Raw genomic sequence first — 14,777 nt, forward strand, 5'->3', positions numbered from 1 at the left:
TTTTCAGAAAAGTATAATTTCTTTGTTAAGATGTAAAGTGGCGAATCGCTGCTTAGATAGGGCATGAATGTAATTCCCACAGAAATCCCGGATGTGTTAATCCTAGAACCGAAAGTATTCGGAGACGAACGAGGATTTTTCTTTGAAAGTTTCAATCAGAAAGTTTTCGCAGACAAGACTGGTGTAACAGCAGCATTTGTTCAAGATAATCACTCCCGATCCCGTCAAGGCGTCTTGCGAGGCTTGCATTATCAAATCGAGCAAGCCCAAGGTAAACTTTTACGGGTTGTTCAGGGTGAAATTTTTGATGTTGCTGTTGATATCCGCAAAAGTTCTCCCAGCTTTGGACAATGGGTGGGCTGTATAATTTCGGCGGAAAATAAACGACAATTCTGGGTTCCACCCGGCTTTGCTCATGGATTTTTAGTCGTCTCAGAGATTGCGGAAGTTCTGTATAAAACGACAGACTATTACGCCCCGCAACACGAACGTTCAATTTTGTGGAATGACCCCGATTTAGGAATTAATTGGCCTATAGATGGGATCACTCCAATGCTTTCAGCCAAAGATCAAGACGGTACAACCTTGAAAACTGCGGACGTTTTTCAATGAGACAAATATTACTCATCGGTAAAGACGGCCAATTGGGTCAGGAATTACAACCGTTTCTCGCCCCCTTGGGAGAGGTGAAAAGCTTTGGACGAGAGAGTTTAGACTTAGCAAACCCAGAGGCGATCGCTAAAATTGTTGCTGATCATAAGCCCGATTTAATTATTAATGCAGCAGCCTATACAGCCGTAGATAAAGCCGAAAGTGAACGGGAATTGGCGCTCGCCATTAATGGCACCGCTCCCGGTATTTTGGCGAAAGAAGCCCAACAAATCGGGGCGACATTGATTCATGTTTCCACAGATTATGTCTTTGATGGAACCCAAAGTCATCCCTATTTAGAAACGGATCAAACTCAGCCTTTGGGCGCCTATGGTCAGTCAAAATTAGCCGGAGAACAGGCGATTTTGAAAACAGAGGCAAATGCAGCTATTATTAGAACCGCCTGGGTTTATGGCGTGGGAGGGAAAGGAAATTTCGTTAAAACCATGCTGCGACTGGGGGCGGAACGAGAAGAATTACGAGTGGTTTGTGATCAGGTAGGAAGCCCAACTTGGACGGGGGATTTAGCCGTAGCGATCGCTCAATTAAGTGAGAAAATTCATTCAGAAACCACCGGAATTTATCACTATACAAATAGTGGAGTTACCAGTTGGTATGATTTCGCCGTTGCTATTTTTGAAGAAGCCAAACACCTGGGTTTTCCTCTGAAAATTCAACGAGTTGTCCCCATTTCTACGGCGGAATATCCAACTCCCGCACGTCGTCCGGCTTATTCGGTTCTCAATACCCAAAAAATATCGGCAATACTTGGAACATATCCTCCCCATTGGCGACAAAGTTTGAGAAAAATGCTCTCAGAGTTGGCAACCAAGGGTTAATCAGGTTAGGTTAGATTTGAGGTTTTTGGGGTAGGTGGAGAAGCAATTCCCATCAAAAGCCTACCCAAAAACGAGCTTAACATTTCCCGTGCAAACATCAAAGACTTGACAAATTCTGAGATTTTTTTATGAAAGCACTCATTCTTTCTGGTGGTAAAGGTACTCGTCTTCGTCCTTTGACTTATACAGGAGCAAAACAGCTTGTTCCTGTTGCGAATAAGCCGATTTTATGGTATGGAATTGAAGGAATTGTTGCCGCAGGTATCACCGAAATAGGGATTGTGATTAGTCCCGAAACAGGAGAAGAAGTCAAAGCGGTAACGGGAAATGGAGAACGTTTTGGTGCAAATATTACCTATATTTTACAGGATCAACCAGCAGGTTTAGCTCATGCGGTTAAAATCTCTCAATTCTTTTTAGGGGATTCTCCCTTTGTGATGTATTTGGGAGATAACCTGATTCAAAATCCATTGAATCCTTTTGTTGAACAGTTTAAATCTAAACAACTCGATGCCCTCATTTTACTACGAACTGTTGAAAATCCTACCGCTTTTGGGGTTGCAGTCGTCGATGAACAAGGACGAGTTTTAAAGTTAGTTGAAAAACCGAAAGTTCCTCCTTCAAACTTAGCTTTGGTGGGGGTTTACTTTTTTGATAAAACGATCCATAATGCGATCGCAAATATTCAACCTTCCCCTCGGGGCGAGTTAGAAATTACCGATGCCATTCAAAAACTGATTGAAACTGAGAAAAAAGTTGAAGCCCGTAGCTTAGATGGGTGGTGGTTAGATACCGGGAAAAAAGATGATCTCTTGAGTGCGAATCAGATTATTCTCGATGAATGTATTCAGCCTTCTAACTTGGGTGAAGTCGATGAAAAAACTCAAATTATCGGACGGGTTAAAATTGGTTCGGGAAGTAAATTAATTAACTGTAGTGTTCGTGGCCCTGTTGTAATTGGCGAGAATTGTCACTTAGAAAACTGCTTTGTCGGCCCCTATAGTAGTATAGCCGATGAAGTGACCATTATTGAGGCAGAATTAGAGCATAGCGTCATTTTAAAAGGGTCAAAAATTGTCAATATTCATCCTCGAATTGTAGATACATTAGTTGGGCGACGTGCTGTATTAACAACCAGTCCTCAACGTCCCAAAGCCATGCGGTTTATGATTGGAGATGACTGTCAAATTGAACTCACATGATTTACTGGATAACGGTTAATTATTACTCAACTTCATTAATTGAGCAATTAATTAACTCAATTCCAGTTCAAGATGAAATCAATGATCGAGTTATCATCATTAATAATTCTCCTGATGATAGCTCGATTTATGGTTTGAAAACTGAGTGGGTTACTGTTCTAGATTCTCCAGAAAATATTGGTTTTGGTCGAGCTTGTAATATTGGATTAAATTGGGTTTATCAACAAAATCCTCAAGCCATTGTTTGGTTAATTAATCCCGATGCGTATTTAACAGAAAATAGCTTGAAACAAGTAATTGAGTTTTTCACAGCCTATCCTGAAATTTCGATTTTAGGAACAATTGTTAATGAACCGACGGGAAAAATATGGTTTGGGGGTGGAGAGTTTAACGCAAAAACAGGACAAATTATTGCTTTAGATGCGATCGCAGAAAATCCGAAATCTAATCTACCTTATATTACCATGAAATGGGTAACAGGATGTAGTTTATTAATTAATCTCAAACGATTTTCAGAATGTCCTCAGTTTGACCCGGATTATTTTCTATATTACGAAGATTTTGACTTTTGTTTGCGCTATGGAAAACAAGGACATCCAGTGGTGATGTCTTCGGAAATTAGAGTCATTCATCAACCTTCATCCATTACGAAGCAAAATCAACCCTTAAAAATTCAGCAAAGTATTTACAGTTATCTTCTCAGCTTAGAAAAACATACAAACTTTTGGGTGTTGGGATATCGTTTGTTGAGAATGAGTCTGGTTTCTCTTGTTTCTTTACTCATTTCTCCTCAACTTTCCCGTCATAAACTCATCGGAATTTTGCTTTATTGTCGAAGAATGCACCCTCTCAATAGAATTTATAAACCTTAGCGTTCATCTGATTCGTTGTCATGTTTTAGCGGTAACAAAATCTCAAATTCAGTCCCCACTCCCGGTGTAGAATTTAAAATCAATTGTCCGCCATGCTTTTCGACAATAATTTGATGGCTAATTGCAAGTCCGAGTCCTGTTCCTTTTCCCACTGGTTTGGTCGTGAAAAAACTCTCAAAAATTCGATTTTGAATTTCTACAGGGATTCCTAAACCGTTATCAGCGATTTGAATAGAAATGTAGTCTTTAACCTGATCATCTGAATCTGATAATTGTTTGATTTCCGTCTGAATTCTAATTTCACGAGATTCATCCCTATCTGTTTTTAGGCGTTCTTCTACAGCATCAATACTATTGGCAATTAAATTCATAAAAACCTGGCTTAACTGTCCGGGATAACAAGGAACTAAAGGAATGTCTTGATAATTTTTAATGACTGTAATTCCCATCTTGAGACGATTTTTTAGAATTAATAATGTACTGTCCAAACACTCGTGAATATCAGTTTCTTTTCGATGGGAGCCATCCATATAGGAAAAACTTCGTAGACTACTAACCAGTTGATTCATCCGTTCGGAAGACAGTTGAATACTTTTAATTAAATCAGGAAAATCTTGTTTTAAAAATTCGATATCTAGCTCTTCTTTAAACTGTTTTATGTCTTCATTTTCAGCATCGGGAAACTTCTTTTCATAAACCCCTAAAACCGTTAATAGAGTCTGACAACTATCTTGAATAAACTTAGAATTTCCCGAAATACAATTGAGAGGATTTCTCAGTTCGTGAGCGAGTCCAGCGACCATTTGACCTAATAAAACTAGCTTTTCTGTTTGAATTAATTGTGCTTGTGTTTTTTGTTTGAGTAACTGAGTTGCGAGTTGATGAAGATGAGATTGAGCCAATAATAACTGTTGAGTGTCAAGCACCTGATATTCTTCAGGAAACAGACGAACAACAATCGGTTCATACAGCATTTCTGTATCTCTTTGCACCGCTCTATTAGCTGCTTCTAAAATCGGAGTATTACCCGATAATATTAACAATTCATCCGTCACAAAACGATGTAATAATCGAATACAACGATTTAAAAACAGTTCTCGTCCATAGGGACGACTCAACATTCTGATAAATCTACGCTGAGAAATCATTCCGACAAACTTTCCTTGATCAGTCAGGATGATACCCGGAAGAAATCGATGGGTTTCAAAAATGCGAGTCAAACTAATTCCGGGTTCTTCCAGATCAACTTGAAAACTATACAGGGGAAGATCTTGTACCGTTGATTCTAAATGGATCTCTTGCGTTAAAAAAACAGAGGAAGTAGAGAATAAAGATTCTGACATCATAACCATAATAAACGGGGATTTTTATATGCAAATACTGGACTGAACGCTCGCCTAAACCGGATGTTTTTTGATCTCAAGAAAGTTCTTCAATCATTTAATCCAGCTTTGAATCAAGATAATAGATCAATTTAAGTTTAGCTAAATAACTCCCCCAATTAGGTTAAGACAAGGTTATATTTTTTCCGATGTGACTTCCCTCTGGGTTTCAGATCGAGTTTTCGGATTGAATTTAAGAATCCTTTACAGTTAAGGAGATTTCCCCGATCATCCCTGTAGCAGAACTTGGCGATCGCATCCGTAGAATCACTGAGATTTTCACAGACTGTTAATCACATTATTACTGTGAGGATGTCTTGATTTTTGAGTTTCATCAGAATCCCAAAAATTAGAAATATTATTAACTAGATCTTCAAATAGATTGAGAGTAGAATGATCATCTATAGCAGTGTGCGCTCCTATGAGGTACAAACCAGAAACCCGGTTTCTAGCAGAAACCGGGTTTCTACACAATAGTAGATCTTCAAATAGATTGAGAGTAGAATGATCATCTAAACACTTCACTTCTTTTTAAATTTAGAGATCAATTTTATTAACAGAAGTCAAAAGTCACTGAGTCGAGAGTGACTGGTCACTGCTAGGGGGGTAATTGATCAATCACCCCGACCAGACAGTTCACTGTTCTTGATGGATGCCTCTAATCCTGATAGTCTAAGAAAGACGGTGGTTCGAGTCCTAAAAATAGCATCGGGTTGCACCGTCTCTAGTACCAACAGAGCCGAATCGCAATCTACTCAAGAACAGCAAAACATGGTAGAACCTCACTCCAAACAACATCCCATAGAGCAGAAAACGACTGCGGTGAAAGCCCTGCAAGCCTTAGCTCGTCCTAACATAACCTCTCCTTTGGAAAAATCCCCCTCTGCGGTTCCCTTCTTTCAACAGAAAACAATCACTTTAGTCGGGATCACCCTACTGGCGAGTCTAGCTGTATTGAGTACCCTGATCGCCATTAGCATCGGGCGGGAAAATCATCGACTCAGCGATCGCCTACAAGCCGAACAGTCCCGCCAGCAGACGCCTTCAGAACAAGAGAAAAAACAACAGTTACAGCAGCAAACCCTCAACACTCGTCAATGTCCAGAATGTGATCTCAGTAGTGCGAACCTACGATCGGCTGACCTGCGAGACGCCTACCTTTGGAAAGCTAACCTCAGAGAAGCCGATCTCTCCAATGCTTACCTCGAAAAAGCCGACTTGCGTGGTGCCAACCTGCAAGGGTCTGACTTGGGTTATGCTAGCTTCAAAAACGCTAACCTGGGTTATGCCAACTTTATGGGGGCCAAACTCACCAATACCGATCTCACCGGCGCCAATCTCTGGCAAGCTAACCTCAGAGAAACTCAACTCGTTGGTGCTAACTTAGAACAAGCCGACTTGCGTGGCGCCAAACTCGAAAATGCCAACCTCACCTCCGCTAAACTCAGTCAAGCCAACTTCGGATCAGCCCTGTTACTCGGCGCTAACTTAGAAGAAGCGAATCTACATCAAGCCGATCTCCAACAAGCCAATCTAACTAAAGCCCGACTCACTCGTACAGATCTAAGTTCAGCGAACCTGCAAAAAGCCACTCTCGGCGATGCTCAACTGATCGAAGCCAATTTAGAAAACGCCGATTTAACAGAAGCTAAACTCTGGGTTGCTCAACTCGAAAAGGCTAACCTCAAAAATGCCATATTAGCAAAAGCCAAACTCGGTTATGCCAAGTTCAAAGGCGCAAATTTAGAAGAAGCTGACTTAACCGATGCCATCTTAGAAGGCGTTATTCTAGAAGATGCTAACCTCGAATCAGCCAACCTCGAAGGCGCAAATTTAGAGCGGGCTAACCTGATTGGTGCCTATCTCAAAGATGCTAATCTGAGGGAAGCCAACCTACAAGGTGCTGATTTACGGGGAGCTAACCTCCAAGACACCAATCTCAGAAATGCTTATCTACAAGGTGCCAATTTGCGCGGGGCTAACCTCAAAGGTGCTAGTCTCAGAGGTGCGAATTTGCGAGATGTGGATCTAACCGGGGCAATTTTACCGAACGGGAAAGTTTCTCCCTAGTCAAGAGATTTTCATACTTATTCACACAATTGTATGGATTTGTATCGGCAGAATTTTAAGGGATTCAACAGATGCAATAATGATCAACTTGATCAGACTGAGATCAAACTGAGAATTAAAGCCACAGTTTTTCAAGCTCAGAGTTAGCATTTCTAACGCAATTTTTGAGATCTATTATGAGTCACTCCTCTCGCTTAAATCTAGTCCAACGCCCTCGTCGTCTTCGTCGTACCGATGCTCTGCGACGCATGACTTGTGAAACTCAACTCACGGTTAATGACTTAATTTATCCCCTGTTTGTCATGGAAGGGGAAAATACGAAAGTCGAAGTGGCTTCAATGCCCGGAAGCTACCGCTATACGTTAGATTTACTGTTGAAGGAAGTCACAGAAGCCCATGCTTTAGGGATTCCGGCGATCGCACTTTTTCCGCTTGTCGCCGAAGACAAAAAAGACAACGCCGGAACCGAAAGCTACAATTCCGATGGATTAATTCAACGCACGGTTCGCGCCATTAAACAAGAAGTTCCTGATATAATGATCGTCACCGATGTTGCTCTTGATCCCTTTTCAACCAAAGGTCACGATGGCATCGTTAGTGACGAAGGAGAAATCCTCAACGATGAAACCGTCGAAGTGTTAGTCAAACAAGCCGTTTCTCAAGCCGAAGCGGGAGCCGATATTGTTGCCCCTTCTGATATGATGGATGGGCGTATCGGTGCCATTCGTCAGGGGTTAGATGCCGCAGGTTATACGAATGTTAGCATCTTAGCCTATTCTGCTAAATACGCCTCAGCTTATTATGGCCCGTTCCGGGATGCCCTAGATTCCGCCCCGAAATTTGGTGATAAAAAAACCTATCAAATGAACCCCGCCAACGCCCGCGAAGCCTTAACGGAAGTGGCGCTAGATATCGCAGAAGGGGCAGATATGGTGATGGTTAAACCCGCACTGGCTTACTTAGATATTATTCATTTAGTTCGTTCAGCAACTAACCTTCCCGTTGCCGCTTATAATGTTAGTGGAGAATATGCCATGATTAAGGCGGCCGGACAAAAGGGTTGGATTGACGAGAAAAAAGTAATGCTTGAAACCCTCACCAGCATGAAACGAGCAGGTGCTGATGTAATTTTAACTTATTTTGCCAAAGAAGTGGCTTTAATTCTCCACTAGATAGAGTCTCCTCAACTTTCAAACTGAATCACCTTCAAGCCAAGGAAAAAAGTCTTTGGCTTTTTTTAGATGAAGAATTAATAATTTTTCTCAACAGTTTGTTATAGTTTGCTTGAATATTAGATGAAATTGACCAAAATCAAAAAAATTGATAAAATTTAAAGTATAAAAAAAGATACAGTTTGACAGAAACCAGTCCTAAAACAAACTCTTTTAAAGCAAAAGAAAAGATCATAAATGCCACATCAACAATATTTTCTCCATCAAATTACCAACCGGATTCGACAATCTCTAGAACTGCCAGAAATCCTCAACGCAACTGTGGAGGAAACCCGTTTATTTTTAGATGTGGATCGGGTGAAAATTTACCGTTTTGATGCAGATGGCAGTGGAGAAGTGATTGCCGAATCCATCAAAGACAAAAACCTTCCTTCACTGTTAAACTTGAAGTTTCCAGCCACAGACATCCCCAGTCGCGATCGCCATCTGTTCATCAAAGCCAGACAACGGGTAATCGTAGACGTAGCCGCTCAACGGAGAATCACCAATCAACTCGACAGTCCAGAAACCGGAGAGCAACTCCCTCAAGAAGATATCCGCTACGCCGCCGTCGATCCTTGCCATGTGCAGTATTTAAGCGCAATGGGTGTACAAGCCTCACTGGTGACTCCGATTCTGTACAACAAGCAACTCTGGGGGCTGTTAGCAGTTCATCATAAAACACCGCGTCCCTACACAGAGCGAGAACTGCAAATCCTGCAATTGATCGTCGATCAAGTCTCCGTTGCGATCGCCCAGTCAGACCTTCTACGGCGCACCCGAGAACAAGCCCATTATGAAGCAATCATCAATCAAGTCAGCCAACTGCTGCACTGTCCTCTGTCCAGCAACGAAATTCGTCAGCGTGTTTTAGAAGAAACCGTAGCCGCCCTGAATGCCTCTGGAGGGCGACTGTACATCATCGCCGAACCCACAGGCATCTCCGCACAACTTTACACCGTCGGGCCTCAACCCCGTCAATCCTTCCTCGAAGAAATTCCACTCTGGGAAAAATTAATTCATTCCATCGGAAAACCCAAGAGTGAACTCAAAGAAACCCACTCTTTACAACAGTCGAAGTTATATAGCCAAGACCTACTCAATCACCAACAATTAACCACCTGGAATTTCGGAGAACAAACCCATCGCCTCCTCACCCTAGAAGATTTGCAAACGGATCAGGATCTCGCACCCCTCGCCCCAGCATTTGAGGGAACCGAGATTCGTTCTATTGCCTTAATTCCCCTCCAGTTTTACTCCTCACAAGTCGGCTGTCTCACCCTGTTTCGTAACGGCTATAACAGCGAAGTCTACTGGGCAGGTCGTCACAGTCCCGACGAACGCAACCAAAAGCCTCGTTGTTCCTTTGAAGCTTGGCGAGAACAAAAACTCGATCAAGCCCCTCAGTGGAGTCCTGAAGAACTAAAACTCGCTAAATCCATCGGACTCCATCTTTACATGGCGATCGCTCAAAAACGAGTCGAGTCGATTATGCGTTATCAAGCCTCCCATGACTCCCTGACTCGCCTTCCCAACCGCCTCCTATTTGATGAACAGCTTGCTCTAGCCCTCGTCAACAGCAAACAGTATCCTGAAATTCTGGGGGTTGCCTTTTTAGATCTCGATCGCTTTAAAGTCGTTAACGATACCCTTGGCCACGCCACCGGAGATCGACTGTTGCAGCAAGTCGCCATTCGCCTCAAGCAATGTTTACGAAACTGCGACACCATCGCCCGTTGGGGTGGAGACGAATTCACCCTGCTTTTCCCTCATCTGAGTTCATCAGAAGAAATCACCAAAATTGCTCAGAGAATCCTCGATAAACTCACCATTCCCTTCGTGATCGATAACCAAGAACTCTATGTCACAGCCAGTCTAGGAATTGCCCTCTGTCCCTATGATGGAGAAGATGCCCAACCCCTCCTCAAACACGCCGATGCTGCCATGTATCGCGCCAAACAGCGAGGTCGCAACAATTATCAACTGTTTGCCGAAGAGATGCACCACAAAGCACTCAATCAACTTGCCTTTGAACGAGACTTGCGCCGCGCCCTCGCCCGAGAAGAATTTCTCCTCTATTATCAACCCCAAGTCGAAATTGCCACAGGTTGTATCGTGGGTTTAGAAGCCTTAATTCGCTGGCAACATCCCCAACTTGGTTTCGTTTCCCCGGATCAATTCATTCCCTTAGCCGAAGAAATTGGTTTAATTGCCCCTATCGGACAGTGGGTCTTACAAACCGCTTGCATTCAACATCAAACCTGGCTGGCTGAGGGTTTTCCGCCTATAAGAATTGCGGTTAATTTATCCGCCCGACAATTCCATCAATCTCATCTGATCAAAATTATTCTGCAAACCCTGCAAGAAACCGAAATCGATCCCCAATATCTGGAGTTAGAAATTACTGAAAGTGCTGCGATGCAGGATGTACAGTTCACCATCAAAATTTTACAAGAATTGCGAGACATGGGCTTACACATCACTATCGATGACTTTGGCACTGGCTACTCATCCCTCAACGTCATCAAACATTTTCCCCTCAATACCCTGAAAATTGACCGCTCTTTTGTCAAAGATTTAGTCGATAATCCCAATGATGCCGCGATCGCTCAAACCATTGTCGCTTTGGGTAAAGGACTCAAACTCCAAGTCGTCGCTGAAGGCGTCGAAACCCCCCAACAGTTGGCTTTTTTACGTTCCATTCACTGCGATCTTGCTCAAGGATACTTCTTCTGTCCCCCTGTTCCGGCGGCTGAAATCTCTCAACTCCTCTGTCAATCTGATCCGAGTCTAAACCTCAAGCCTCCCATTTGTAGCTAACTCTATCATCCTGGAGTGCATCTTTCGTTTTCGGGCTACCTCAATTTTCTGCTATCTCAAACCCCGCTTTCAGTTAGACTGGAGAAAGATAAGGTCTAAAAAAATTGCTGATCATGTCCTCAACTGCAACACCCCTACCGCCATCGCTTGATCGCATTGTTCAACGGTTCAAACGCGCATCTTCCAACAAACTGCGCTATGAACAACTCCTCACCCTCGCTCAAAAATTGCCTGAATTTCCCGCCGATGCTAAAATCTCAGACAATAAAGTTCCTGGCTGTGTGTCTCAAGTTTACGTGATTGCAGATTTAGATGATTTCGGCAAAGTGCAATTTCAAGGAGACTCAGATTCCCAATTAACCAAAGGATTAGTCGCTTTATTAATTCAAGGATTAAACGGACTATCTATCCCCGAAATTGAAAACGTTACTCCTGATTTTATTCAAGAAACAGGCCTACAAGCCAGTCTGACTCCCTCACGAGCGAACGGATTTTACAACATCTTCAAAACGATGCAGCAAAAAGCGATTACCTGTCAAGCTTAATCCCTCAGAAACTCAACACCGATCCTCATTCCTCCTGCCGCAGCTTTCGTTGAAAAAGAGATGATTAATCAAGACTATTTGTGGATAGAAACCCTAAAATTTAATCAACAAGGATTAATTCCCGCGATCGCTCAAGACTATCAAGATAACACCGTTCTGATGATGGCTTGGATGAATCACGAAGCCCTGCAAAAAACCCTCGAAACGGGAGAAGTTCACTACTGGAGTCGTTCTCGAGGTGAACTCTGGCATAAAGGGGCAACATCCGGGCATATTCAAATTGTTAAAGAACTTTACTACGATTGTGATGCCGATGTATTGTTAATTAAAATAGACCAAGTTGGAGGCATCGCTTGTCATACCGGAGTCAGAAGTTGTTTTTTTAATTCCGTTCCGCTCAAAAACTTTCAACGTTTAGGTGAGTTTGATTGAAGGTTTATCAAAGGATGAATTAATCATATATAAACTCTCATTAAAATCAAACATCCTCCTACATTGTTCACTTCTAACTGTTAGCTAATCACTGATAACTGTTCACTGTTCACTGTTCACTGTAAAGAATGTCTCTCCAAATTTATAACACTCAAAGTCGTAGCAAAGAAACCTTTATCCCCCTAGAACCCGGACAAGTTAAAATGTATTGCTGTGGGGTAACTGTTTATGATTATTGCCATCTCGGTCATGCCCGTTCCTATATTGCCTGGGATGTGGTGCGTCGCTATTTAGAATGGTTAGGATACACCGTTAAATACGTGCAGAACTTTACCGATATTGATGATAAAATTCTCAATCGCGCTCAAGCTGAAAACTCTTCAATGGAAGCCGTATCTGAGCGCTTTATTCAGGCTTATTATGAAGATTTGCGCCGCTTAAACGTTCGAGATGCTGATGCCTATCCTCGCGCAACTGAAAATATTACCGAAATTTATCAACTCATTCAACAATTAGAAAAAAAGGGCTACGCCTACGCCAGCAATGGCGATGTTTTCTACAGTGTTGAAAAATTTCCTGAATACGGTAAACTCTCAGGACGCAAGCAAGATCAACTGCTTGCAGGTGCCAGTGGGCGAGTCTCAGCTTCCGAGGGGGAAAAGAAACATTCTTCCGACTTTGCCCTTTGGAAAGCCGCTAAACCCGGAGAACCCGCTTGGGAGTCTCCTTGGGGAGAAGGGCGCCCCGGTTGGCACATAGAATGTTCGGCAATGGTGCGGCGACTCCTGGGTTCAACCATAGACATTCACGGCGGAGGCGGTGATTTAGTCTTTCCTCACCACGAAAACGAAATTGCTCAGTCAGAAGCAGCGAACTGTGAACCGCTTGCCCGGTTCTGGATGCACAACGGCATGGTCACAGTCGGCGGGGAAAAGATGTCAAAATCTTTGGGAAATTTTACCACGATTCGCCAATTATTGGAACAGGTTGATCCGATGGCAATCCGGTTATTTGTCTTGCAAGCCCATTATCGCAAGCCATTAGATTTTACAACTGAAGCGATCGCATCAGCAGAAAATGGCTGGAATACGTTTAAAGAAGGGCTATTATTCCAGCATCAATACGGGGAAAAGTTGGGCTGGCATCTCAATGGCAATGGAAACTCTCTCAGCCTGCACTCAGAAGCCGTTGAACGCTTCCAAACTGCGATGGATGATGATTTTAACACGTCAGGAGGATTAGCGGTTCTGTTTGAACTAGCGAAGGAGTTACGGAAGGAAGGAAATGTGATCACTCACGAAGGTAAAACGGAAACGCCTCTCGAAGACATTCAGCAAACTTGGTGGACTTTGGTACAACTGTCGAAGGTGTTGGGGTTAGAAGTTCAGACGCAGGATACCCAAACTGATGCTGTATCTGGGTTGAGTGACGCCGAGATCGAAACTTTAATTCAAAAACGACTCAATGCCCGTCAAGCGAAAAATTATGCGGAAAGTGATCAAATTCGCGATCGCTTGAAAGAAGCGGGAATTACGTTAATTGATCGCCCCGGTGGAGAAACCGTCTGGCATCGTTAACTAAGCCGACGGGAAGTCCCCCACCATAGCTGTACTCAGCTTGGTGGTGGGATGAAAGTCGGGGAAAACGGAGGGACGTAGTTTTCCAAATCTTCTTGATATCGTTACTGTTTTATGTATAATCCAGTAAGGAGGTATTAAGATGCTACACAAAGCGCTCAAGGTTCGACTCTATCCAACACCAAACCAGCAGGTATTACTGTCTCAGCACTTTGGTTGTGCTAGATGGTGGTGGAATTACGGTCTAAATAAGTCAATCGAGACCTATAAAGAAACAGGGAAAAGCCTTGGTCAGTCAGCACTTAATGCCTTCTTACCAAAACTCAAAAAAGCGGAAGAAACCTTATGGTTATCTGAGTGCTACAGCCAAGTATGCCACGCAACGACGCTCAATCTAACAACAGCCTACAAGAACTTTTTTGCAGGACGTGCTAGGTTTCCTCGTTATAAGTCGAAGCATGGTAAGCAGTCGATTCAGTATCCTCAGAATGTTAAGGTACTTGAGAATTTCGTTCAGTTTCCAGGTAAACTTGGCAAAGTTAAAGCTAAACTACACAGGGATATAGAAGGAAAAATAAAAACCGTAACAGTCAGTTTAGACCCATCAGGAAAATACTTTGCATCAATACTGACCGAAACCGAGGGTAAAAATCCAACGGTTTCAACTGAGGGTAGAGTAATTGGAATCGACTTAGGTTTGACTCATTTTGCTATCACCAGTGATGGTAATAAAGTGTCTAAGTACAATAATCCTAGACATTTAGCTAAACATGAGAAAAACCTCAAACGTAAGCAACAGAAGTTAGCCAAAAAACAAAAAGGAAGTAATTCAAGAAACAAAGCTAAAAGAACTGTAGCTAAAGTGTACGAACGGGTAACAAAATCCCGTCAGGATTTTCTACATAAGTTATCAAGAAAACTCGTCAACGAGAACCAAGTTGTCGTAGTAGAAAATCTTAATGTCAAAGGCATGGTACGCAATCACAATTTAGCTAAAGCTATTTCTGATGCAGGATGGGGAATATTTACCAACTTTTTAGCCTATAAGCTAGAACAGAAAGGCGGGAAGTTGGTAGAGATTGACCGATGGTTCCCCAGTTCTAAACTCTGCTCTAATTGCTATTACCAGATTGATGAGTTACCCCTTGATATTAGAGAGTGGACTTGTCCTCACTG

Annotated in this window: 12 protein-coding genes; 11 read left to right on the top strand and 1 reads right to left on the bottom strand. The window is 42.7% G+C overall.

The genetic code is table 11. The annotated features are described in order from the left end of the window. Positions 1-63: 63 nt before the first annotated feature. From rfbC to WN50_RS28460, 4 genes are all read left to right on the top strand, one after another. Entirely contained in the window at positions 64-612 is a 549-nt protein-coding gene (gene rfbC / locus WN50_RS28445) for a dTDP-4-dehydrorhamnose 3,5-epimerase (RefSeq protein WP_046277942.1), read from the top strand. Next, positions 609-1,490, top strand: a complete 882-nt coding sequence (gene rfbD, locus WN50_RS28450) for a dTDP-4-dehydrorhamnose reductase (protein WP_046277941.1) — start codon at positions 609-611, stop codon at positions 1,488-1,490. Before rfbC ends, rfbD begins: the two co-directional genes overlap by 4 nt. Positions 1,491-1,618: 128 nt before the next feature. Further along, positions 1,619-2,692: a glucose-1-phosphate thymidylyltransferase gene (locus WN50_RS28455; RefSeq protein ID WP_046277940.1), complete on the top strand. Its 1,074-nt coding sequence runs from the start codon at positions 1,619-1,621 to the stop codon at positions 2,690-2,692. Next, complete coding sequence (locus WN50_RS28460; RefSeq protein ID WP_046277939.1) at positions 2,689-3,564, top strand: glycosyltransferase; 876 nt, start codon at positions 2,689-2,691, stop codon at positions 3,562-3,564. Before WN50_RS28455 ends, WN50_RS28460 begins: the two co-directional genes overlap by 4 nt. Here WN50_RS28460 and WN50_RS28465 read toward each other — a convergent pair. Then, on the bottom strand, positions 3,561-4,916 hold the full coding sequence (locus WN50_RS28465) for a sensor histidine kinase (RefSeq protein WP_046277938.1): 1,356 nt from the start codon (positions 4,914-4,916) through the stop codon (positions 3,561-3,563). The genes WN50_RS28460 and WN50_RS28465 overlap by 4 nt on opposite strands. Positions 4,917-5,594: 678 nt before the next feature. Here WN50_RS28465 and WN50_RS28470 point away from each other — a divergent pair. From WN50_RS28470 to WN50_RS28500, 7 genes are all read left to right on the top strand, one after another. Next, positions 5,595-7,016, top strand: coding sequence for a pentapeptide repeat-containing protein (locus WN50_RS28470; protein WP_082172592.1), 1,422 nt, complete (start codon positions 5,595-5,597; stop codon positions 7,014-7,016). 176 nt (positions 7,017-7,192) lie between these two features. Next, a complete protein-coding gene (gene hemB / locus WN50_RS28475; RefSeq protein WP_200906373.1) occupies positions 7,193-8,188 on the top strand; it encodes a porphobilinogen synthase in 996 nt (331 codons plus the stop codon). A gap of 237 nt (positions 8,189-8,425) precedes the next feature. Next, the gene (locus WN50_RS28480) at positions 8,426-11,047 is read left to right on the top strand and encodes a bifunctional diguanylate cyclase/phosphodiesterase (RefSeq protein ID WP_049561502.1); all 2,622 of its coding nucleotides are present in this window, start codon (positions 8,426-8,428) and stop codon (positions 11,045-11,047) included. A gap of 113 nt (positions 11,048-11,160) precedes the next feature. Next, positions 11,161-11,592 (top strand): SufE family protein, encoded by a 432-nt coding sequence (locus tag WN50_RS28485; protein ID WP_046279682.1) that lies wholly within the window; start codon positions 11,161-11,163, stop codon positions 11,590-11,592. Positions 11,593-11,652: 60 nt separating this feature from the next. Then, positions 11,653-12,024, top strand: coding sequence for a phosphoribosyl-AMP cyclohydrolase (gene hisI / locus WN50_RS28490; protein WP_235441165.1), 372 nt, complete (start codon positions 11,653-11,655; stop codon positions 12,022-12,024). Between the two features lie 128 nt (positions 12,025-12,152). Next, a complete protein-coding gene (gene cysS / locus WN50_RS28495; RefSeq protein ID WP_046279683.1) occupies positions 12,153-13,601 on the top strand; it encodes a cysteine--tRNA ligase in 1,449 nt (482 codons plus the stop codon). Between the two features lie 142 nt (positions 13,602-13,743). After that, positions 13,744-14,777, top strand: a 1,034-nt coding sequence (locus tag WN50_RS28500) for an RNA-guided endonuclease InsQ/TnpB family protein (protein ID WP_049561505.1), incomplete at its 3' end; no start/stop codon positions are given.

Source organism: Limnoraphis robusta CS-951 (assembly GCF_000972705.2).